The 23257-nt window shown below is 58.7% G+C and carries 16 protein-coding genes; 8 read left to right on the forward strand and 8 right to left on the reverse strand.

The genetic code is table 11. From position 1 onward, the window contains the following. Positions 1–102: 102 nt before the first annotated feature. From CQ018_RS14295 to CQ018_RS14310, 4 genes are all read right to left on the reverse strand, one after another. Positions 103–834, reverse strand: coding sequence for a nucleoside triphosphate pyrophosphatase (locus CQ018_RS14295; RefSeq protein ID WP_105550686.1), 732 nt, complete (start codon positions 832–834; stop codon positions 103–105). Beyond that, complete coding sequence (locus tag CQ018_RS14300) at positions 831–4349, reverse strand: MMPL family transporter (RefSeq protein WP_105550687.1); 3519 nt, start codon at positions 4347–4349, stop codon at positions 831–833. Before CQ018_RS14300 ends, CQ018_RS14295 begins: the two co-directional genes overlap by 4 nt. A gap of 3 nt (positions 4350–4352) precedes the next feature. Beyond that, entirely contained in the window at positions 4353–5003 is a 651-nt protein-coding gene (locus tag CQ018_RS14305) for a TetR/AcrR family transcriptional regulator (protein WP_105550688.1), read from the reverse strand. 250 nt (positions 5004–5253) lie between these two features. Beyond that, the gene (locus CQ018_RS14310) at positions 5254–6741 is read right to left on the reverse strand and encodes a dicarboxylate/amino acid:cation symporter (RefSeq protein WP_105550689.1); all 1488 of its coding nucleotides are present in this window, start codon (positions 6739–6741) and stop codon (positions 5254–5256) included. A gap of 239 nt (positions 6742–6980) precedes the next feature. Here CQ018_RS14310 and CQ018_RS14315 point away from each other — a divergent pair, with 239 nt between their 5' ends. Next, positions 6981–9653 carry a LuxR C-terminal-related transcriptional regulator gene (locus CQ018_RS14315; RefSeq protein WP_105550690.1) on the forward strand — a complete coding sequence of 891 codons (2673 nt, stop codon included), beginning with the start codon at positions 6981–6983 and terminating at the stop codon, positions 9651–9653. Between the two features lie 472 nt (positions 9654–10125). Here CQ018_RS14315 and CQ018_RS14320 read toward each other — a convergent pair whose 3' ends face one another. The 3 genes from CQ018_RS14320 to CQ018_RS14330 all read right to left on the reverse strand — a co-directional run bounded on the left by CQ018_RS14320 (position 10126) and on the right by CQ018_RS14330 (position 13807). Next, positions 10126–11793 (reverse strand): DUF885 domain-containing protein, encoded by a 1668-nt coding sequence (locus CQ018_RS14320; protein WP_105550691.1) that lies wholly within the window; start codon positions 11791–11793, stop codon positions 10126–10128. A 155-nt stretch (positions 11794–11948) separates the two neighbouring features. Continuing rightward, positions 11949–12197, reverse strand: a complete 249-nt coding sequence (locus tag CQ018_RS14325) for an acyl-CoA carboxylase subunit epsilon (RefSeq protein WP_105550692.1) — start codon at positions 12195–12197, stop codon at positions 11949–11951. Then, a complete protein-coding gene (locus CQ018_RS14330; RefSeq protein ID WP_105550693.1) occupies positions 12194–13807 on the reverse strand; it encodes an acyl-CoA carboxylase subunit beta in 1614 nt (537 codons plus the stop codon). The genes CQ018_RS14325 and CQ018_RS14330 overlap by 4 nt, the downstream gene beginning before the upstream one ends. A gap of 194 nt (positions 13808–14001) precedes the next feature. Here CQ018_RS14330 and CQ018_RS14335 point away from each other — a divergent pair, with 194 nt between their 5' ends. The 7 genes from CQ018_RS14335 (at position 14002) to CQ018_RS14365 (ending at position 22344) form a co-directional block, all read left to right on the forward strand. Further along, positions 14002–14862, forward strand: coding sequence for an NAD(P)-dependent oxidoreductase (locus CQ018_RS14335; RefSeq protein ID WP_105550694.1), 861 nt, complete (start codon positions 14002–14004; stop codon positions 14860–14862). A 51-nt stretch (positions 14863–14913) separates the two neighbouring features. Continuing rightward, complete coding sequence (locus tag CQ018_RS14340) at positions 14914–15792, forward strand: biotin--[acetyl-CoA-carboxylase] ligase (protein ID WP_105550695.1); 879 nt, start codon at positions 14914–14916, stop codon at positions 15790–15792. A 216-nt stretch (positions 15793–16008) separates the two neighbouring features. Beyond that, positions 16009–16596: a hypothetical protein gene (locus CQ018_RS14345; protein ID WP_105550696.1), complete on the forward strand. Its 588-nt coding sequence runs from the start codon at positions 16009–16011 to the stop codon at positions 16594–16596. Beyond that, positions 16589–17872: an adenylate/guanylate cyclase domain-containing protein gene (locus CQ018_RS14350; protein ID WP_374954206.1), complete on the forward strand. Its 1284-nt coding sequence runs from the start codon at positions 16589–16591 to the stop codon at positions 17870–17872. The genes CQ018_RS14345 and CQ018_RS14350 overlap by 8 nt, the downstream gene beginning before the upstream one ends. Positions 17873–17874: 2 nt before the next feature. Further along, positions 17875–18999, forward strand: a complete 1125-nt coding sequence (locus tag CQ018_RS14355) for a PP2C family serine/threonine-protein phosphatase (RefSeq protein WP_105550697.1) — start codon at positions 17875–17877, stop codon at positions 18997–18999. A 67-nt stretch (positions 19000–19066) separates the two neighbouring features. Further along, positions 19067–21373 carry an NAD-dependent DNA ligase LigA gene (gene ligA, locus CQ018_RS14360; protein WP_105550698.1) on the forward strand — a complete coding sequence of 769 codons (2307 nt, stop codon included), beginning with the start codon at positions 19067–19069 and terminating at the stop codon, positions 21371–21373. A gap of 32 nt (positions 21374–21405) precedes the next feature. After that, positions 21406–22344, forward strand: a complete 939-nt coding sequence (locus CQ018_RS14365; RefSeq protein ID WP_105550699.1) for an inositol monophosphatase family protein — start codon at positions 21406–21408, stop codon at positions 22342–22344. Between the two features lie 112 nt (positions 22345–22456). On the opposite strand, the gene CQ018_RS14370 is transcribed toward CQ018_RS14365, so the two are convergent. After that, a complete protein-coding gene (locus CQ018_RS14370) occupies positions 22457–23248 on the reverse strand; it encodes a glucosamine-6-phosphate deaminase (RefSeq protein ID WP_105550700.1) in 792 nt (263 codons plus the stop codon). Between the last annotated feature and the right edge of the window lie 9 nt (positions 23249–23257).

Genomic DNA, 23257 nt, shown 5'->3' on the forward strand with positions numbered 1-23257 from the left:
GCCCATCTGTTGGCACAAAACCCCTCGGGCGGTGTGAAAGAAGATCTTTCACACCGCCCGAGGGTTTTTATTTGCCTTACCAGCCATCTATTGCTCAGCAGGTTAGGCCCAAATATCGGTAATAGACAATCCAGCTTCATGCAACAATTCACGCAAGGTTGAGACATTGAGTCCCACGACGGTGTGCGGGTTGCCCTCGACACCGCGAATAAAAGCGGCACCTCGACCATCAATGGTGAACCCTCCGGCGCACGGAAGCGGTTCGCCAGTTGCAACATAGGCGGCGATCTCCTCGGCGCTGACCTTTTCAAAGTTCACGACAGTCGAGGAAACGGCACCGATTGTTGCACCGGATCCACCATCGTCGTCCTCTTCGGAACGATTATCGATCAACCAGTGGCCGGTGTGCAGGATTCCGGATTTCCCGCTCATGGCTTCCCAGCGTTCGGTGGCAACCTCGGGAGTGTAGGGCTTGCCATAGGCAACGCCCTCAAATTCAAACACCGAATCACAACCCAGCACCATTGCACCATCGGTCGCCTCGAGGGAAGCTACATCCTCCGCCTTGGTCTTGGCCAGTAGCAGCGCGGTATCAGCCGGTCCCAGCTCACCAAAGCGTTCGGTGGCCGCGGCCAGCGCCGCATGCTCATCAACCCTTGAGACCTGAATATCAAAGTCGATGCCTGCATCCTTGAGGATCTTCGCCCGTCCCGGAGAAGCCGAGGCCAAGACCAACAACGGAAGTTCATCGGGATTCTCAATATCGCCCAATGGGTCCTGGGTCAACACCGTATCTGCGGGCACAGCGGCTCCATCATGGCTCAATTCACTCATGCGTCAACCGTATCCCGGCTCGGCGATTGGTCGGTACCCGGATCGGTCCCGAGCCCCGTGGCAGTAGCCTGCGGCGCGTCGGCATGAGCCAGCGCGGCAATCTTCGAGCCCTCAACGTCAACATCCGGCAGAATCTTGTCAAGCCACGTCGGGATGTACCAGGCATGCTTACCCAACAGGTGCATAATCGCCGGGGTCAAGGTCATGCGCACGATGAATGCATCAAAGAGCACACCGACGGCCAGCGAGAACCCAATGGCCCGAATCATTGTCAGATGGGAGAACACAAACCCAGCAAAAACGCTCGTCATGATCAGTGCCGCGGCGGTGACCACCGGAGCCGAATGTGCGAATCCGGAGCGCACAGCAGCACGTGCCGGTTGCCCGTGGGCAAATGATTCGCGCATGCCGGCCACCAGGAATACCTGATAGTCCATGGCCAGTCCAAAGAGGATGCCGGTGAGCAGGATCGGCAGGAAGCTCATGATCGGCCCCGGCACGTTCACATCAAAGATATTGCCCAACCAACCCCACTGGTAGACGGCAACAGTTGCACCGAATGCCGCCATGAGTGAGAGCAGGAACCCGGCGGTGGCCAGGAAGGGAACAACAATCGAACGGAATACAAGCAGCAGCAGGATCAGCGAGAGTCCCACAACAATTCCGATGTACATTGGCAGCGCCTCGGCAAGCTTCTCCGAAACATCGACCTGCGCTGCAACCTGACCGGTCACGGCAATGCTGGAACCGGTGGCTTCCTTGATGCCGGCTGCCGAATCACGCAATGTATGAACCAGTGCCTCGGTTTGTGCGCTGGCCGGACCATCGACCGGGATGATCTGGATGGCGCCTAAGGTACGTTCCTTATTTGTCTGCACGGGAATTGCCGCAACCACACCGTCAATCTTGCGCAATTGATCGGCAACATCAAGGTTTGCAGTATCCGCACCGCGCTGATCCAGTCCGCTCGGCAAATCGGCAAGCACCAGCAAAGGACCGTTATATCCGGCCCCAAATTTGTCGCTCATCTGCTCATATGCCTGGAATGCAGCGGAATCTGCTGGCTCGGCGCTGCCATCGGGCAGTGCCGTACGCAGCGAGGCCGCAGGCAACGCAACGATGGCAAGCACCGCAATTGAGGCAATTGCCGCAACCCAGGGACGCTTGGTCACTATCGCACCCCACCCACGATTACCTGCGTCGTTCTTGGGTGCGGCGTGTTCGGAACCTGCTGCCTCATTCTTGGCCCAAGCCCGCTTGGAAATCAGCTTGGTACCGATGAAGCCCAGCAGTGCCGGGGTCAGCGTGATGGCAATCAACACGGCCATCGCCACGGTAAATGCTGCGGAAATCCCCAAGATACTCAGGAACGGAAGGCCAGGAACAGCGAGCGCCGAAAGCGCAATCACCACCGTCAGCCCGGCAAAGACCACGGCGTTGCCGCTGGTCCCGGTGGCACGAGCAATGGATTCGCCCACCGGTACACCCTCAAGCATTTGTCGGCGGTGCCTATGGACGATAAACAGCGAGTAGTCGATGCCCACCGCAAGACCCAACATGAGCGCAAGCGCCGGGGTGATCGATGCCATTTCGATGACCGAGGAGAGTGCTAGCGTGCCACCCACGCCCGCTCCCACACCTAGGATGGCCATCAGCAACGGTAGCCCTGCGGCAACCAAGGTTCCGAGCATGATCAACAGCACCGTTGCCGCAACGGCAATGCCGATAACTTCGGCGGCACCAAAGATCGAGGAGAGGTCCTGGAGGATTTCCTTGGAGAAGAGCACCTCAACGCCGGTGGCTTCCGGGCCGGCGGCAATTGACTGAATGTCTTCGCGTTGTGCCGGGGTCAGCGAATCGGTCTGTCCCTTAAAGCTCACGTGCGCCACCGCGGTTGAACCATCGGTAGAGATAAAGCGCATACCCTCCGAGGCACCGGCCTGACGCGCGGCGAAGGCTAGCTCGGCTTCACCGGTGGCTAGGTCCTTGGCTCCTTGTTCCAGCTTGGCCTCGGCCGCAGGAATTTCGGCAGCCTTTTCCTTCAGGGTTTGCTGCGCGGCAACCAGTTTGGCTTGATTTTCATCAATGGTTTTTTGCCCCGCGGCGAGCGTTGCGGCGTTTGCATCGATCTCGGTTTGGCCGGAGCGAAGCTGGGCCTTGCCCGTGGCGATTTTGTTGGCGGCAGCGTTGAGCTTGGCACGGTTGGTGGCCAATTCCTTGGCTCCGGCATCAAGCTTGGCCTTTGCCCCTGGTAGTGCCTTGGCACCGCGCTCAAGCTCGGCTTTCTTCCCGTTCAGAGTTTTCTGTCCGGCGGCCAGCTCCTTGGCTCCGGCATCAAGCTTTTTTTTCGCGGCATCGAGCCGGTTCAGCCCGGTGGTTGCCGCGGTAATCTGCTTCAGGCCCGCCTGGGCTTGCGCCCTTCCGGCCTCGGCGGCGGCCTTCTTTGCTAGTAGACCATCCTTACCGTCGCGCTGTGCCTGAAGTTGAGCAATTTGTCCCGGAAGCGCGGTGAGCATGTCTTTTTGCTCATCGGTTCGCTGGTTCTCGGGGATCTTATTTAGCTGATCAAGGCTGTTCTGCAGCTGAATGATGCCCTGATTGATTTCCGTGATGCCGGCATTTATTTTGGCAAGTCCGGCGTCGGCGGTGGCAATGCCCTTTTGCGCCTCTACCTTGCCCTTTGCAAGATTCCTTTCAACGGTTGCCCGTGATTCCCCGCGCAGGATTTGGTTCAGCCCGGCAGCATGTTCCTTTTGCCCAGCAACAATTTTTTTGGCGCTGGCATCAAGCTGTTTTTGTGCGGCAGCAATTGCTTTACGACCCTCGGCAATTTTCTTGGCACCTGCCTGATACTCTGCATTTCCCTTGTTCCAGGTCTTCTGCCCGGCGGCAAGTTGCGTCTGTCCGCTCTTGAGCTGAGCCTCGCCCGTTGCTAGTTCGGCGCGCGCCGCATCAAGCTTGGCTTGTCCAGCGGCAAGCTGTTTCTTGCCATCGGCAAGTGTTGTTTTGGCTTCGCCCAATTTTGTTAGGCCGGCCTCAACCTCATCTTGGCCCGTTTCTAACGCGACTTTGCCATCGGCGAGCTGTTGCTTACCGTCGGCGAGTTGTTTGGCGGCATCGTCAAGCTTTTGGCGCCCTTCCTTCAACTGCGGTTGAGCATCATCAAGCTGCTTTTGGAGTTCGAATGGTTTACGAACCTCGGTGACCTCGGACTGAGTGGCAAGGTCGGAAAGGGATTTTTCAATGGCCCGATGCTGAGCCTCGTCTAGAGGCTTGCCATCTTTGCTACGGAAAACAATGGACCCGGTGCCACCTGCAAGCTCCGGCATCTCGACCTTCATCCGGTCAAGGGTGCGCTGAGTTTCGGTGCCCGGGATGGAGAACGTGTTTGAAAGCTTGCCCATGAACAGGCCAGCGCTCAAACCGATGGCTAGCAGCGCTACAAGCCAAGCGCTGAGCACCGCCCACCGCCTGCGATAAGCCATCGCACCTAGTCGATACAGAAAAGAAGCCATGGTCTAAGGCCTTCCGGGGTTGTCGGCGCGTTGTTGAAGTGAGGGGAAACCATCGCGTAACTGGGCGATGGCCTCGGCAAGAATGTCGCGCAGCACATCGGTGCTGCGCTTATCGATGGGGCCGGTGAGCTCCTTGGCCCACAGAGCAAAAGCCGCCTTCCCCGCACCGACTATTGCGTGTGCGAAGACCAGCGCCGATAGTTCTGTGCCTTCGGGAGCTCGCTGCAAAATGATCTTATTGAGCTGTTCGGCGCAGGTATTCCAGGATTCAAGCTGCATGCGGGCCATTTGGGGGTGTGCCGCGGCTTGCAAGTACAGTGCCGCTACTGGTTCCAAGAGGGCCGGATCGACCAGGGATTCCACCGCATAGACTGCCGCGCTGAGTAGGTCGACATCGCTGTCCAAGCGGTCAAAGGCGACAACCGCGCGATCCAGTAATAGCTTGGTTGGCTCATTGAGTGCGGCTTCGATGGAGGGAAAATAATTGAATAACGTGCGACGAGATACGCCGGCGGCATCGGCTACCGATTCGGCGGTCAGGGAGGCGAAACCATCGGACTTGAGTTGCTCGATGGCCGCGCGAACTATTGCGTCGCGAGTTGCTGTCTTGTTCAGTTCACGCCGAGAGATGGCAGTGGTATCTGGGGAGCTCACCTTTCTACACTACGTGCAAACTTGCATGCTGTGCAATTTATGTGAGTCTGATTCGTGGGAGGCCAAGGACCTGCACCGCTATACCTTGCTCCGCTTTGCTTCACAGCAGGGGTTCTTGAGTGCCGGAGCGAATATTGATTGGGCATTAAAAATGCGTAGCGATCGCCGACCCCCGGAGGGCTGGCGGTCGCTACGCATCAAGGTGACTACAACAAAAGCAATGAGCTTGAGTGGTTAGCTCAAAAAGGGGTTAGACCGAGGTCCTTGCGGATTCTTTGTGCGCTTCAGGATCGGTGTTTGCGTCATTAATTGACTCGATTTCTTCAATGACCGAGGAATCGATAGTGGCGGGCTCTTCGCTTACGTGAACGGAGAACTCGTCGTTGAACGGATCCCCGAGGCGCGGTGCGTTGTAAAGTGCTTCGTCCAAGATTCCTTCGCGCTTGGCAACGATGGTTGGGACAAGCGCCTGACCGGCAACATTCACCGCGGTGCGTCCCATATCCAAAATGGGATCTACTGCAAGGATCAGCCCAACGCCTGCCAATGGCAGTCCCACGGTGGACAACGTGAGCGTCAGCATGACCACGGCGCCGGTGGTGCCGGCGGTTGCCGCCGAACCCAAGACCGAAACCAGAGCGATTAGCAGATAGTCGGTGATACCCAAATCAATATTGAAGAACTGGGCAACAAAGATTGCGGAGATTGCCGGGTAGATTGCCGCGCAACCATCCATTTTGGTTGTAGCACCCAGTGGCACCGCGAACGATGCATACCCGGAGGGTACGCCGAGGTTGCGTTCGGTAACCCGTTGGGTCAGTGGCAGGGTACCGATGGAAGAGCGGGAGACGAAGCCCAGCTGCACGGCCGGCCAGACGCCGGAGAAGTACTGCTTGATGCTCAAACCATGTGCGCGGACCAAGATCGGGTAAAGCCCGAAGAGCACCAAGGCAAGGCCGATGTAAATGGCAAGTGAGAACTTGCCCAGAGCCCCAATGGTGTCCCACCCATAGCTGGCTACTGCATTACCAATGAGCCCAATGGTTCCCAGTGGGGCAAGACGAATGATCCACCATAGGATCTTCTGGATCACCGCAAGTGTTGCACTGGAGAATTCGAGGAATGGGCGGGCGGCGTCGCCGACCTTCAGCGCGGCAATGCCCACGGTGATGGCGATGACCAGCACCTGCAGCACGTTGAAGTTTAGCGCGGTGGTCACCGCACCGGAGTCGGCGACCTGCGAGGTGGCGCCGAGGCCCAAGAAGTTCGACGGGATGATCCCGATGAGGAACGACCACCAATCACCGGTGCGCCCATCATATTCTGGTGGTGCGTCCTGGCCGGTTCCGGCTCCGGGACGCAGCACCGTACCCAGCACCATGCCGATGACAACGGAGATCAGCGAGGTAATCGCGAACCACAAAATGGTTTGCCACGCCAGCCGTGCAGCATTGGTTACCTTAGACAAATTGGCAATCGAGGCTACGACTGCGAAGAAAACCAGCGGGATCACCGCTGCCTTAAGCAGCGAGACGTAGCTAGAACCAATCGTCGCTAGGGTGATGCCTAGGCCATTTGGAGTGTCCTTAGAATGGCCGGTGTATTTGGCCAGCAAGCCAAGGACCAAGCCAAGAATGAGGGCAATGATAATTTGTGGGCCGAATGCGGTTGCCCATTTTGGCAAGCGTCGCTTGGGCACCGTGGGCGCTGAAGTCTGAGAAGTTGATGTAGTCACCATTAGAAGTTAGGGCGGGGAACCTATCAAATAAAGCCAGCGTTGAGAAATGTTACGAAACTCAAGCTTGTTCCCGATTATTTCCTTACTTAAGTGAGTTGTTACACATCGGCGTTTCACAGTGTTAAGCTGAGGTTCCCATATTGGGGTCTACTGCGCTACTAGGATTTAGAGTCCGAAGAGTCTCGGGGTACAGCAGATTTCAATGCAGCCCCCCGGCTTCGACTTGTGAAGTTGTAGCGATGGCCAATCTTCAGAAGGAGTACGGAGCGATGGGATGGGGTCGGGCTACAAACACACTCATACGCCAACGTCTTGATGCTTTACTGACTCAGGCAGTTGGTTCTCCCATAATGATCGTGCGTGGTCCGCTGGGAAGTGGGAAGAGTACCTCGGTTAATGACTGGCTCAAACGGTGCGACCCCGAAAAACGCACCTGGAGCTGGATTGACTTGGGCGCATTCGATGCTTCATCAGAGTCATTAGAAGATGCACATGCCTCGGATGCGGCAACAAGGTCCACTCTTTATCAGGAACTCCTTGAATCTCACTACGCCAAAAGTTCAGCCCCAGATGCGCATCTAGTTGTCCTCCAGCGTTTTGGCAGTAAACACGAGCCATTTATCGGGCCGACTGTAAATCGAATAGTCTCGGCGCATCCCGGGCGCAGGTTCATCATCATGACCCATGAGCTTCTGGACGTGGAGCGTACCCGTAGCCTTGCGCAGATCGAAATATCGGTGATTCCACCTCAAGAATTTAGCTTCAGCATTGATGAGGCAAAGGCCTACCTGCAGGGGACTCAACTTGAGGATTTAGCGACCGAGCTAACCGAAGAGTTTAACGGTTCCATAGCACTGCTTCGAATCGCTAGATTACGGGCACAGGCCATAGAAGCTGCTGTCCTCGGAGGAAAATCTTTCAATCCGTTCACAAACGTTCAAATCAAAAAAACTCAAATAAGTGGTCCGCAATCATTGGCTCCCGAAGCACAGGCCATCTTTGACGCAATCACGGCGGCCGTCCGCGAGGATGTGCAACTTCTCATTGAAAAAGAAAGGTTAGGGGCTCAAGAGTTAGATTTTTTCGCCATCATTGCCGTTCCGAACTTGATTGATAGGCGGCTCTTGGCGCTTATCTATCCCGATGCTCAGCCACAGTGGTTAGCAGATTTGGAAGCACGTGGTTTGATTCACCGTTCGTTGTGCAATCCAGAGGGGGGCTACCTGATAAACCCGGTATGCCGGCAGGTGCTGAAGGAAAAATTCCTCGCGCGCCCGGAGGATAGGCTTCGCGAGCTACATACGATTTGTGCCCGTTTCGAACTGGAACATGGCTCCGCATATCAGGCACTTAATTTTGCTTTGCAGGCGGAGGACTATCAGCTTGCCACCGATGTGATTCGTTTACATGCCGATGAATACCTCGAAGGTGAACTGGGACAGCGTGGAGCTCATCTGCTCGACAAACTTCAGCTGACGGTCTTGGCGCGCTACCCACTATTGGCCATGAGCTTGGCGGTTGCCTATAGCGCAACGGGCAAATATAAGTTCAAGACACTCGAACTATTGGCCTTGGCAGCCACGGGAGCCCATACCCTTGCACGCAAAGCTCCGGTGGTGGACCGGTTGATCATGATCATGGTTGAATCTGGAGCCATGCGTCTAAGCGGCTTCGGTGACGCTGCAGTACGCACTGCGCGTGCGGGAGTTCGGTTATACAACGAGATGACACCGGGTGAACGCGACGCTATTGGGCGGTTTGAGGGTGCAATTCTCGTTCAACTCTCGCTGTCTCTTCACAGCGGAGGCACACACGGGGAAGCGCTTGAGGTGCTCGAACTCGGCGTGGTGGCGGAGAGCAAGATCAAATCCGCACAAAATGGGAATTATGCGGGTACGGTGCTTGCGTATTACTACGCGCTTGATGGCAACATGCGCAAGGCCAAGGAGCAACTGGAAGAGAGCTATCCGGAATATTGGTTACGCCCGGAGGCCAATGACTACTTTGCGACGCCTTTTCGGCTTGCCTCCTATTTTTGTGCGATGGAAGAACAAAGATTTGAGGATGCTCAATGCTGGGTTGACCTGATGTCATTGGGTCAAGACAGTAACGAATTTTGGCCAGCCATTAGATTGGCCGAAGCAATGCTAGCCATCATTAAGAGTGAAACTACCAGCTCGGTGGTGCGTCTCCAGGGTTTCTTGAGCCGAGAACATGAACAACCGGTGGCCCAAAGAACAGGTAAATTGATGCTCAATACCGCAGCAAGTTTGCTGAGCCTTGCGGCGGGAGATGTTGGCAGCGCCTTGCGTGTGACTCAGAAAAGTGTCGGCGGTGAAGCAAAGAACCTACTTCAATCGCGAATCCGTTTAGCCCAGGGAGATGCCAGGGAAGCACTGCGGCTGGCATCCTCGGTCGGTGCCCCGGCATCGCCCCGCGGACGATTCGAAAAATCGGTGGTTATTCTTGCCGCGACGCTGCAACAAAAAAATTATGCGGCGGCAGCTGACGCCATGCGAATGGTTGAAGCGCTGAGCAAGGAATTTTGCTTGGGCCTAGCCCTGAATTTTCTTCCTGCGCCCGATTTAGAACGGGTCCTGGCCGAAGCACGGAAAATGGGAATCGCGTTGATCATTGGTGAAAACGCTATTTCACCGATGCCCGGAGGGTTGGGGCGGGTGGTACTTAGCGAGCGCGAGCTAGCAATCATGGAAGAACTTGTGACAACCGGAAGTACCGCCGAAATAGCCGAACGCCAGTTTGTTTCGGTCAATACCGTTAAAAGTCAGCTCAAAAGCGCCTATAAAAAGCTTGGCGTTTCAGATCGCTCGGCCGCGCTCGAGGTCGCCTACGTCCAAGGTCTTTTGGCCCAGAAAACCGAACCAGAGGACGGTGAAGCCGAGGAGCAATGAGGTGGGAAAAGATGTCCCCAACAAGTAGTGGAGGAGGTTGATTCCACCAACCCGCATACCTCGGAATCATTCCCCTAGCCGATGCATCCCCCAAGATTGCATCTGCTGTCTTTGCGATTTATCCCCAGCGTCATCGCTTTAGCCACCGGCAGTGGAGTATCTAGGGGCTTTCCCCTTGCTGGTCACTCCCGGTGTAATTCGCATCGATAAGACTAACCCTCTCAAGAAAACTGTGGTCATGGAGGGGCTTTGCACTCGATTCACCCTGCTGTTCACCCTGCCACGGCAAGCGTTTCATGTTGTCATGTCATAAAAGTAAGAATTCAGGATCATACGCTTAACGTGCGAATATTGCATTTGCCAGACAAACTATCCATAATTCTTGGATTTACTGCCTAAAACGTGGGTAGCCCGGCCCCATCGGCAAAGAATTTGCAGTTGGAACCGGGCTACATCAAACGTAAAGCTGAACTTACCCCACAAGGGTCCGGCGCAAGGTATCTAGCCCTACGGAGCCAACCGCCAACGCCTGGGAATGGAAGGCCTTCAAATCGAAGTTTGCACCTTCACTTGCCGAACGTGCGTCGCGGATCTGTTCCCACAAACGCTGGCCCACCTTGTATGCGGGTGCCTGTCCCGGCCATCCCAGGTAGCGAGTGAATTCAAATTCCAGCTGCCCGGCAGAAATGTCAAGGTTCTTCTCCAAGAAGTCGAAACCCTTTGCTGCATCCCAAGTCCCGTCGCCCCAGGCTTCGGGGACCTTGAGTTCAAGGTGCACACCAATATCGAAGACCACTCGGGCGGCGCGCATACGCTGTGCATCGAGCATGCCCATGTAGTCTCCCGGGTCCGATAGGTAGCCAAGATCATGCATCAGACGTTCGGCATAGAGGGCCCAGCCCTCACCATGTCCTGAGACCCAGCATGCATGCCGACGCCAGTCGTTGAGGGTGTCGCGAGCCATGACAGCGGTCGCAATCTGCAGGTGATGACCCGGGACGCCCTCGTGGTAGACGGTGGTGAGCTCGGCCCACGTGGTGAACTGATCCTCACCCTCGGGCACCGACCACCACATGCGTCCCGGGCGGCTGAAATCTTCCGAGGGACCGGTGTAGTAGATTCCACCTTCCTGAGTGGGAGCAATCATGCACTGAATTTTGTCCATGGGCGCAGGGATTTCAAAGTGGGTTCCGGCAAGGGCCGTGATGGCCTCATCCGATTTGCCCTGCATCCATGTCCTTAGTGCTTCGGTGCCGTTGAGCTGGCGGGACGGATCTGCGTTGAGGACTTTCTTTGCCTCGGCGATCGAAGCGCCGGCGGAAATCTGCTCGGCAACGCGTTCTTGTTCGGAAATGATAGCGGCAAGTTCAGCAACACCCCAGGCGTAGGTTTCCTCAAGATCCACAGCAGCACCCAAGAAACGGCGAGACATCAGCGAATAGAGCTCGCGACCCACTGCATCCTTTTTCGGTGCGCGTGGCAAAATCTCCTTCTCCAGCACATCGGCAAGCTTGCTGTAGGAGGCGTTTGCCAGGCTTGCGTCGGCCCTCAAACGTTCGGTCAGCTGCGGATCAATGGCGCTTCCGGCGGTTGCCAAGGCGTCAAAGAATCCACCGTCCTTGGCATATTCTCGGGCTTGGGAGACCACGATGGTGACCTGACGGGCGGCAGAAACCAATCCGCGGGCGGCCGAATCTTTCAGCGAGGCAATGTAGCCATCGATTGCGGCTGGCACGTTATGCAAGCGATCTGCGATGAAGCCGTAGTCTTGTGCGCTTTCTTGTGGCATCAAATCGAAGATGGAGCGGATATCTTGCGCGGGGGAGGCAATATTATTGAGCTCGGTGCGCCGGGTTTCGGCAATTTCGATTTCTAGGCCCAGGCGTTCACGCATGGCATCGAGAGTTGTTTCATCGATGGCATCGCGCGGCTCGAGCGATTCAAGTGACTCAAGTGCAGCACGTGCGGCGAGCGTCTGCGCCGCGGTGCCGGACGGTGAGTAGTCGCTGTAGCCGGCTTCGGAGCCGGGAAGGCCTAGCGAGGTAGCAAACTCGGGGGAAAGCTCAAGGAGTTTTTGGAAATATTTTGTTGCAACATCGTCGATGGCGCTGGGCGAGCGCGGTGCTGAGGTGTTAGTCATGTCACCACCCTATGCGCCTATGAAGTGGTTATTGAAGATTATTTCTTGGAAGTTCGTCCGATGTTGCCCAAACAGAAACAAAACGGTGGTGGTACCCAGCGCTGCAAGCGTTGGGTACCACCACCGTGGCGGCTAACCGAAAATTCGTGAATTTCCTAGTGCCGTGCCGTGCGCCAGGGCTGCGGCGCGCTAGCTAGCAGACGGCGACGCTGCAGTCGAGTGCTACGCACCTTACTGCCTGAGGGTGAAGTCTCCGCTGACGCATTGGCGCCCAGCGCGGAAATGATCGCGGTGACCGCAGCAATCTCTTCGGCGGTTGGCGCACCATGAGTAAATTGCAGGGCACATTCTGTGGTGCTTTCGCCGCTTCCGGAGGTTGCGCTCGATGCGTGGTTAGTGATCATAGCGGCATGTTTCCGTGCTTCTTGGCGGGCAGTGCCGCGTGCTTATCGCGCGTTGCGCGCAGCCCGCGGACAATCTGCAAACGAGTATCGGACGGTGCGATGACGGCATCGACGTAACCAAGCTCGGCGGCCTGGTAGGGGTTGAGCAACTCTGCCTCGTAGCCCTCGATGATTTCGGTGCGGCGCGCCTCAACGTCGCCACCTGCGGCCTCGACAGCTGCTAGATCGCGACGGTAAAGGATGTTCACGGCGCCCTGGGCGCCCATGACACCGATCTGCGCGGTCGGCCAAGCAAGGTTAATGTCGGCACCAAGCTTCTTGGAGCCCATCACGATGTACGCTCCGCCGTAAGCCTTGCGGGTGATCACCGTCAGCTTCGGCACGGTGGCCTCGGCGTACGCGTAAAGCAACTTGGCGCCGCGGCGGATGATGCCCTGGAACTCCTGGTCCTTGCCCGGCAGGAAGCCCGGGACGTCCACCAGGGTGAGGATGGGGATGTTGAAGGCGTCGCAATTGCGCACGAAGCGCGCTGCCTTCTCGGATGCGGCAATATCCAGCGTGCCGGCGAACTGCATCGGCTGGTTGGCCACGATGCCGATGGTGCTACCTTCGACGCGGGCGTATCCGATCATCACGTTCGGTGCGTAGAGCGACTGCATCTCTAGGAAGATTCCATCGTCCACGATGCCCTCGATGACCTTGCGCATGTCGTAGGGCTGGTTGGCTGAATCCGGGATTAACGCATCGAGCTCGAGGTCCTCGGCGGTGAGCTCAAGTTCCTCATCGAACTCAACTGCCGGGGCTTCGGAAATATTGTTCGAGGGGAGGAACTCGAGCAGCTCCTTGCAGAACTCCACGGCATCCTGCTCATCGGTGGCCAGATAGGTGGCCGTACCGGTGGTGGCGTTGTGCTGGCGCGCGCCACCGAGGGTCTCCATGTCGACTTCCTCACCGGTGACCGTCTTGATGACATCGGGGCCGGTAATGAACATGTGGCTGGTCTTATCGACCATGATCACGTAGTCGGTCAGCGCGGGGGAGTAAGCGGCTCCACCGGCGCTGGGGCCCATAATCAGCGAAATCTGCGGGACCACGCCGGAGGCGTGCACGTTGTTGCGGAAGATATCGGCGAACATGGCAAGGGATGCCACGCCCTCCTGGATACGGGCTCCGCCGCCGTCGAGGATGCCGACGACCGGGCAGCCGTTGCGCAGCGCAAATTCCTGCACCTTAACGATTTTCTCGCCGTTGACCTGGGATAGCGAGCCGCCATAGACGGAGAAGTCCTGCGAGTAGACGGCAACCTGGCGACCGTCCACGGTGCCGTAGCCGGAGACTAGGCCGTCACCCAGTGGGCGCTTTTTGTCCATGCCGAAGGCATTGGTGCGGTGCACCGCCAGGGCGTCGAATTCAATGAATGAGCCCTCATCCATGAGCATTTCGACGCGTTCGCGGGCCGTGTGCTTGCCGCGCGCATGTTGCTTCTCGATGGCTTCTTGGCCCGAGGGTGCTTGGGCGAGGGCTTCACGACGGCGGAACTCGGCGATCTTGCCTGCAGTTGTCGACAGGTCGATCGAGTCCGTGCTCTCATCGATGCGGCTCTGGGTCATCCCTGGGCTCCCTTGGGGTAGATGCGTAGTAGGAAAGGCACAATAACTATGCCACCTTGGCCAGTCTAGTGACGGTTTGGGTCGATTCGTCTGTAGGAAACCTACAAATTGCCATCGTGTTGGGCAACGAGTCATCCATAAAACAAGTTACTGGCCAGTAGCTTAGCGGCGGATATTGCAGTAACCTGAGTCACATGACTGATTCACTGCGCAACACCATCGCCTCAACCCCCGGATCTCTGGCGGGAAAAACCATCTTGATGAGCGGTGGATCCCGCGGCATTGGCTTGGCCATCGCCCTGCGAGCCGCCGCCGACGGAGCCAACGTGGCAATCATGGCCAAAACCGCGATCGCCCATGCCGCGCTGGAGGGTACGGTGCATACCGCTGCGGCGCAGATTGAAGCTGCCGGCGGCAAAGCACTAGCCATCGTGGGAGATGTGCGCAACGACGACGACGTGGCCCGTGCCGTGGCACAAACCGTTGAACACTTTGGCGGGATCGACATCATCATCAACAACGCCTCGGCCATCGACCTGTCCAAAACCGCGGACGTGTCGATGAAACGCTACGACCTGATGATGGACATTAATGTCCGCGGCACCTTCCTGCTGTCCAAAACCGCACTCGAACACCTACACACCGGCAACAACCCGCACATCCTCACGCTCTCCCCGCCACTGAACCTCGACCCCAAATGGGCCGGTGAACACCTCGCCTACACCATGGCCAAATACGGGATGTCGATGACAACGCTGGGACTGGCCCACGAACTTTCCCAGAGCGGCATCGCGGTGAATTCCCTATGGCCCGCCACCTTGATAGACACCGCGGCAATCCGCAATATGCCTGGCGGAGAACAGCTGGTCAAGGCGGCACGCTCACCACGCATCGTCGCCGACGCAGCCCACGCAATCCTTTCATCCGAGGCAAAGACCTGTAGCGGAAACTTCTTCACCGATGAGGCGGTGCTCGCTGCCACCGGCGTCACCGATCTGAGCCACTACTCAATGGGCGCCCCCGAAGATCGCCTGATTCCGGACATCTTCCTATAAAAATCATCCCCAAGACGAATCCCCCCGGTGCGGCTCGCTAGGCTTGTGACTATGAGCACCCACCAGCCAGCGACGCCAACACCCACCGAACGCCCAGCCTTGGATATCTCCAGCCTCCAAGCAACGATGGCTCACCTGGGTATGGGGCAGCTACACATCTCATCAAGCACCGGATCCACCAACGATGACCTGGTCCAGCGAGCCAAGAATGGATCGCTAGCCAATCTGAGCGTGGAAAGCACCGAACACCAACAGGCCGGACACGGCCGGCTGGGCCGCGGCTGGGAAACCCCGGCCCGCAGCTCACTGGCCATCAGTATCTTCTTTAGACCACCGGCACACTTTGATGCAGCGGGCCTGCCCTGGCTATCGATGCTGTGCGCCAGCGCCATGGTGCAAACCCTCAAGGAGGAGGCCGGAATTTCGGCGGGCATTAAATGGCCGAACGATGTGGTGGCTCACGGAGCCAAACTATGTGGAGTGCTGGCCCAGCTAGTACCCACCGAAGAAGGCTTCGGGGTCATCGTGGGTGCCGGACTCAACGTCAACCAGGAACAAAACGAACTACCGGTGAGCACCGCGGCAAGCCTGCACACGCTCAAAGCAACTACCACCAACCGCACCACAATCTTTGCCGGCTACCTGCAGCGCGTCCGCTCGCTCTTCGAACAATTCGCCATTGCACACGGCAAGGCAAACACCCCGCTGGGAAACACCAATGAATCCCTCCGCGCGCTGGTGGCCAAGAATATGTTCAGCCTCGGGCATGCCGTAGATGCACATCTGCCCGATGGCAGCATCCTTACCGGTACCGCCATAGATCTGGGTCAGGACGGCTCACTGATCCTGCGCGCGACAACCGGCGAAATCCACAATGTGCTGGCCGGAGACGTCTTTCACCTGCGGCGCAGCGACGGGAACTACGCCTAAGGCACCAGCGCTGGCTCAAAGCCAGCGCACCAAACCCACCCCTTTCCGGAGGGATCACCGACCACCTAAAAGCTCCCACGGTGCACCGAAGAGTGCCAAAACACCCCAAGCGACATCGTTACCTGGGCAAAGCGTCGGTGCGTACGCTCTACGATGGATAGGAGAAGAGATAGACCGGCACACATCACCGGTGTGATGCCGCAAGGAGCGCAAGACGTGAAGCTGAACCTGCAAGAGCGCGAGCGAGTGCTGGTTAAAACCCGTGCCCATCCACGGGCCCTGCGCGGAGTACTGATCCGCTTCCTGATCCTCATCCCCATCTTTGGCTACCTTGCCGGCTTTCTCATTCGCACCGATTTACCCGGTTGGCTCACCGAAGCCAGCCCGCTGCTGTTGGCCCTGGTGGCCGTAACATTCATCGTGCTGCTATTCATCTGGTGTCTGGCCCCACTGACCCGCTGGGCACGCACCTGGATCTACCTGACCAACCAACACATCATTACCAAACGTGGCCGAACGGCAGCCGGACAACGCTCCATCGGTCTGTATGCAATACAAGATGTCCGGGCGCTAACTAAGGCACGGGCAACCAACGACGCCCCCGGCACCTTGCAGGTAGTCGTGGCCGAGCAAAGAATTAACATCGCCAACCTGCCCGCCGTACACAAAATGCGTGAACTGAGTATCGGTGCAATCAGCGCCCTGCCACACTTCCCACGGGTAGATAGTGTAAACATGGAAGAGCGCGTTGAACCCGAATATCCAACGCACCCACAGCAAAGAGATTGGACTGAGCATGAGTGAGCGGTCGCACGACGCGGGCACCCAGCCCGCTGCGCCCACCGCCGCCCGTGATGCGGCACGTGCCCAGGCCTTACGCCAGCCCACCGAATCCGCGGAACCGGCCACCGATACCCTTGTTTCGGTCAGCGCACCAGAAGAGCTTTCGGCAGAAGTTGAAGAGGCCGCGCTCGCCGACCCGTTGGCCGAACTTGCCGCCGCCATGCGCCGCCCGGAACAGGTAGACCAGACAACTCCTGCCTCTGCGCGTGACGCTGTGCGCGAACTTGAAAAGCGCCTGCTCGGTGCCGATCGGACCATGAAGCGCCGCGAAGTTGCCGCGGCCGCGGGTGTCTCAATCCTCTCCGCACGCAAAATTTGGCGTGCCCTGGGCTTCCCCAATCTGGGCGATGAAGAAGTATTTTTCACCGAGGTCGATCAGGGCGCCCTGGAACTGATGCTCGGCATGGTCCGTGCCGGCACGCTGACCGAGGAAACAGCAATCTCGCTGACCCGTTCCATCGGCCAGATGACCGACCGCATGGTGGTCTGGCAGGTCGAAGCCCTCGTCGAAGACATGGTGCAAAACCAAAAGATGAGTGACCCCGAGGCCCGCCGCAATCTGGTGGGGCTGCTCCCGGAACTCATCACCCCCATCGAAGAACTTCTTGTTTACTCGTGGCGCCGGCAGCTCAATGCCGCGGTACATCGCCTGGCGCTGCGTGCAGAGACCGGACTTGCCGCCTCGGAAGAGGGCCGCGACGGCTCAGAAGACGATGTGTCACTGCCGCTGGCCCGCGCCGTCGGCTTTGCGGATCTGGTTTCCTACACCTCGCTCTCACGGCGCATGAATGAGCGCACGCTGGCCCAGCTGGTGCAACGCTTTGAATCCAAATGTGCCGAGATCATTTCCGTTGGTGGCGGCCGCTTGGTCAAGACCATCGGCGATGAAGTGCTCTTTGTTGCCGAAACCCCGCAGGCCGGCGCGCAGATTGCCCTGGCAATGTCCCGCGAGTTTGCAGCAGATGAACTGCTCCCCAACACCCGTGTCTCACTGGTCTGGGGCCGCATCCTCTCCAGACTTGGCGATATTTACGGACCCACGGTCAACCTTGCGGCCCGGCTGACGGCGCTGGCCGAACCCGGCACGGTGCTTATCGATGAACAGACCGCCTCCACCTTGGTAGGCGATGACAGATTTGTGCTGCACCCCCAGGAAACTACTGCCGTGCGCGGCTTCGGTGACATTAACCCGGTGATTCTTGCCCCCGGGGCCGGCACCGGGCTGGTGCTTGACTAACAATGCCGCACAAGATTCGGATTCACGGGGATGCACTGACGGATATTGGGTTGCGCCGCGCGGTCAATGAGGATGCGGTGCTCAGCGGCGGAAGTATTTTTGCTGTCGCCGATGGCATGGGTGGGCATGAGGCGGGGGATTTGGCCTCACGCTTGTGCATCCAAACCCTTGCCAAAATTGCCATAGACCCGCAGGTCACAGACGATGAGCAGTTGCCTCACGCCCGCGATCTGCTCACCCAGGTTGAACGTGCCGATGTGGCAATTCGTAGCGCCATTGGGGCACGCGGCGGCACCACGCTCTGCGCACTGGCCCTGATTAGATGCGAACCAGGGGGTGGAAATTGGCCAGCTGCGGGAACCGAGTCATTGCCACAGGCGAACCCGGCCGCCACCCCCGGGGCACACCCGGAAGCCAACACCCAAGAATTTTCTGCCACGGCGTTCTCCGCCCACTTGCGCAGCCAAGAACACCAGAGGCCGCACGACCCGGCCGCCGAGAATTTCACCGCACCTCAGGGCATCGCCCTTGGCGCGCTAAACTCGGCACGACATCCCGCTGCAACCCGGACTCCCGAACCGGCCACCGACGTGTTGCCCTATGTTCCGCCAAGCACCTCGGCTAACACCCCAGCCGAGGCCCCGACCGGCATCGACGAGTTATCCACTCCGGTTTACCTCGATACCTCCGAGGCACAAGAACAGTTGCACCTGATGCTGCTGAATGTTGGAGATTCCCGTGGCTACCGCCTGCGCGCCGGAGTGCTCACCCAACTAACCCTCGATCATTCGGCGGTTCAGGAATTGATCGATGCCGGCTCCATTACCGAGGCCGAGGCCCGCGTGCACCCGCACCGAAACCTCATCACCCGAGCACTGGGTGCCGGGGGCAACTCGGTACCCGATGCCCAATTCCATGCATTGGTCCCCGGGGACCGCTACCTCTTGTGTAGCGACGGGCTCACCGGTGAGGTCGAACACGAGGCCATCGAGACAATCCTGAGCGAATGCCGCGAACGTCCAACCGCACTGAACCGGCTGGTTGAGGCGGCACTTGCCAGTGGTGGCCGGGACAATATTTCGGCCGTCATCATCGATGTCAGCACCGATTCGATGCCGGCGCACTAACCCTGTTGCACCACACGCCGCCCAAGAATGTTCGAGAGCCGGGCACTAGAACATAATCTGGGGCAAAATGGGTAGGGTGAGCCACCAAGATGCAACCCAGCCCGCAGCCGAAGCAACAACCATCGCAGCTGCTATCCCCGATGACGCACTGCGCACCGAATACCAAGACCTGATAGATCAGATCCGCACACATCGTGCCGCGTATTACAACGACGATGCCCCGCTGATCTCGGACGCAGAATTCGATGTGCTCTACTCACGCCTGGAACTCATCGAGGCCCAGCACCCGGAAATCGTCGCCAACGACTCACCGACCCAAGAAGTTGGTGGGGAAGTCTCGGCCGCCTTCGCCCCGGTTGAACACCTCTCACGCATGTACTCGCTCGAGGATGTTTTCTCGCTCGATGAGGTCACCGCCTGGGGCGAAAAAACCGCGGCCAACGCCGCGCTGCGTGCCGCGGGGCACCCGCTGAAATGGCTCTGCGAGGTCAAGATCGACGGGCTGGCAGTGAACCTGCTCTACCGCAATGGAAAGCTAGTTCGTGCGGCAACCCGTGGGGACGGCACCACGGGTGAAGATGTCACCCACAACGTGCTGACCATCAGATCGATCCCCACGCAGCTTGACGGGGAGAACTGGCCCGAGGAGGTCGAGGTACGCGGGGAAATCTTCATCCCCTCGGCAGACTTCGCCGACTATAACCAGAGGCTCATCGCCGCCGGTAAGGCACCGCTTGCCAACCCACGCAATGCCGCGGCCGGCTCCATCCGGCAGAAGGACCCCGCGGAGACCGCCAAGCGCCCGCTGAAAATGTTTGTCCACGGTTTTGGTGTGCGCGAGGGACTTTCCGCCGCCACGCAATCGGAAACCTATGACCTGATGGCCTCCTGGGGACTGCCGGTCTCCCCCTATTCACAGGTCGTTGACACACTCGATGAGGTGCTTGGCTTTATTGAGGCAAACGGCACCCACCGCCACGATCTACTCCACGAGATCGATGGCATCGTGATCAAAACCGACTCCTTCGAGATTCAGCGCAACTTGGGCTTTACCTCCCGGGTGCCACGCTGGGCCGTTGCCTACAAGTACCCACCCGAAGAGGTCAACACCAAACTCCTGGACATCCAGGTGCAGGTGGGCCGCACCGGCCGGGTCACCCCCTTTGGCATGATGGAACCGGTGCTTGTCGCAGGATCCACGGTGGAGCGCGCTACGCTACACAATCAGGACGTCGTCAAGGCCAAGGGCGTATTGATCGGAGACACTGTCATTCTGCGTAAGGCGGGGGACGTGATCCCGGAAATCGTCGGCCCGGTCCTCGCGCTGCGGGATGGCACCGAACGGGCATTCATCATGCCCACGCACTGCCCGTCCTGTGGGCAGCCGTTGGCCCCGGCCAAGGAAGGCGATGTAGATATCCGTTGCCTGAACGCCGAATCCTGCCCGGTGCAGCTCACCGAACGCGTCTCGCACCTGGGCGGGCGCGGAGCCTTTGATATCGAGGCCCTTGGCTATGAGGCAGCCCAGGCACTGACGGTCGGCCCGGGCGAGAACCCTGAACAAAACGGCGGGGCGATCGCCCCGGCCGGCCCCGGCCCGATCACTTCCGAATCACAGATTTTTGACCTAGCCACCGGCAACCCGGATTCCACGCTGCGTGAAACACTGGCCGAGGTCCAGGTCTGGCGCGAAATTCGTACAAAGGGTGAGGGCACCGGAAAATTTGCCCTAGCCCCATACTTCTACTCCAAGGCCACCGCCAAAAAGCCTTCGGGCCCCACCATCACCACCAAGAAACTTTTCGACGAGCTGGAAAAGGCCAAGACCAAGCCGCTGTGGCGGGTGCTCGTGGGCCTTTCCATCAGACATGTGGGCCCCACCGCCTCCCGTTCACTTGCCACAAAATATGGCTCGATGGACGCGATCATCGCCGCCCTTGACGCCGAGGGCGCTCGCGAGGCGCTGGCCGAGGTCGACGGCGTCGGTGTGATCATCGCCGATGCACTCATCGAGTGGTTCTCTGTTCCCTGGCACCAGGACATCATTAGCGCCTGGGCCAACGCCGGAGTATTGATGAGAGATGAGCAAGATGAATCCATCATTAAATACCTCGAGGGGCTGAGCATCGTGGTCACCGGTACCTTGCCCACCTACAGCAGGGACGCCGCCAAGGAAGCCATCATCATCCGCGGTGGCAAGGCGGTGGGTTCGGTTTCCAAGAACACCGCCTATGTTGTGGCCGGGGAGGCCGCCGGTTCCAAATTGGATAAGGCAATCTCGCTTGGCGTTCAGGTGCTCGATGAAGAAGGCTTTGTACTATTGCTCGAGGGCGGCCCCGAAGCCGTGGCCGGTCGGCCCAACCCGGAGGCCTAAACGCCAGGATTTCTCCTCATGTAGCACCGGGCATGTACCGGCAACAACACCGATTTATTGATCCAAGTTTTATTGATCCAGGGGAGTTCGCCATCACTAAGAACCCACAGCACTCACACACCACCACTGCCTTGGCAGCACAAGATCTCCGCACCGAGCTGTTAGCCATTGCCCGTGAGGCCGCGGCTGCCGGAGCCGCGGTGCTCGCCTTGCGCGGCAGCGGAAAAATCAGTGCCGATACCAAGAGCGCGGCCGGGGACTGGGTCACCGATTTTGATCGCCGGGCCGAACGTGCGGTGCGCGATGTGATTGCCGCCAAACGACCCCACGATGAAATCACCGGTGAGGAGTATGGCAAAACGGTTCCGGCGAACCCCTCGGGCTACCGGTGGTCAATCGATCCGCTCGATGGCACGGCAAACTTTGTGCGTGGCATCGTGTACTACTGCACCTCGGTGGCCGTCATGGGCCCGGAAACCCCGGGTTCGGAAACTAAGACCTGGTTGGCCGGAGCCGTCAATGCCCCGGCGTTGAGTACCGAATACTATGCCGCAACCGGCCACGGTGCCTGGCTGCTCGAGCAACACCATGGGGTGCACAGCAAGGCCCACTCCACCACATCGGGTGCCTCGGCCAGGCAACTTCATGGCCCAAACCCAGCTGAGCCGGGCAAGCTCTTGGCCAGCGGGTTTGGCTATGATGCGGACCGCCGCCAATTCCAGGTTGGTGCGCTGCTGGGGTTGATGCCCGGGTATGCAAATATGCGCCGGCTCGGCTCGGCCGCGCTTGATCTATGTCTGGTTGCCGATGGCACACTTGATGCCTACGCCGAATATGGGACCCAGGAGTTTGACTGGGCCGCGGGTGCTTTGATTGCCCAGGAAGCGGGGCTTCCGGTGCTGCGTCCCACCACCAACCCCGGCTGGCAGGCCGCCGGGCACCTGGATTTTGCCGCACTACCCCAGCCCTAACCCGCGTTACTAGTAGCGGGTTAAATGACGGTGCCCTCGTGAGGTTCGCTATGAACCTCACGAGGGCACCGTCAATGTGACATCAGCGCGATATCGGCAAGAGATGTGGGTCTTAGATCCCGAACTGCAAACCGGCTGCCGCATCGTCGTAGTAGGCACGATTCTTCAGCCCAGCGGCGGCTGCCTCATCCACAATCACCACGGCATCAGGGTGCAGCTGCAACACGGATCCCGGGCAGGAAGCGGACAGCGGACCCTCAACCGCGGCGGCAATGGCTTCGGCCTTATGGCTGCCCGTGGCGATGAGCACCAAACGGCGAGCCTCCTGCACGGTGCCCAACCCCTGAGTCACACAGTGCGTGGGAACTTGATCCAGCCCGTCAAAGAAGCGTGCGTTATCCTCGCGGGTCTGCGCGGCAAGACGCTTAATGCGGGTTCGGGAACGCAACGAGGAAGCAGGCTCGTTGAAACCAAGGTGTCCGTTGGCACCGATGCCCAAAATCTGTACGTCAACGCCTCCTGCGGCACGAATCGCTTCGTCGTAGGCGGTGGCTTGAGCCGCGATCTGCGCCACCGATTCACCATGACCGTTTGGAACGTTCAGCCCGGAGACCGGAAGCCCAATGACCTCGCATACCTCGCGAATCAGGGTCTGGCGGTAGGACTGTTCGTGGGTATCTGGGATCCCCACGTACTCATCGAGGGCAAAGCCGATGGTTTGCGAGAAATCGATCTCCCCGCGCTTGGCAGCTGCCGCCAATTCGGCGTAGAGGCCCAGCGGCGAAGAACCTGTGGCCAGGCCCAACACTTGTGTCTCGCCGCGGTGGGTGCGCAACCCATCTAGCACGGCGGCCGCGGCAAAAACTGCTGCAGCTTCGGGGGTGTCAGCGATCAAAACTTCCATGTATACGTA

This window comes from Arthrobacter sp. MYb227, from assembly GCF_002975435.1.
Taxonomy (GTDB): Bacteria; Actinomycetota; Actinomycetes; order Actinomycetales; family Micrococcaceae; genus Paeniglutamicibacter.